Annotated in this window: 1 protein-coding gene; it reads left to right on the forward strand. The window is 41.0% G+C overall.

The genetic code is table 11. The features are described from left to right. On the forward strand, positions 1–283 hold a 283-nt coding region (locus tag HMPREF2580_RS12515; RefSeq protein WP_256326459.1), incomplete at both ends, for a putative Ig domain-containing protein.

Genomic DNA, 283 nt, shown 5'->3' on the forward strand with positions numbered 1-283 from the left:
TGAGACAAATACAATCAGTGGCACGCCAACAAAAGTGGGAAGCTACCCAATTACCGTGACAACAACAGATGCGGAAGGTAACGCAACAACAACGAACTTCATAATTAAAGTTGTAGACACAACAAAACCGACGGTAACTTCTATTGAAGATCAAACAAAAGAAGTGAATACGCCGATCGATTCAATAACAATTGAAGCAACAGATAACAGTGGTCAGGCAGTGACAAACAAAGTAAGCGGCTTACCAGAAGGCGTAAGTTTCGATGGTGAGACAAATACAATC

Source organism: Staphylococcus sp. HMSC036D05 (assembly GCF_001836225.1).
Classification (GTDB): Bacteria; Bacillota; Bacilli; order Staphylococcales; family Staphylococcaceae; genus Staphylococcus; species Staphylococcus caprae.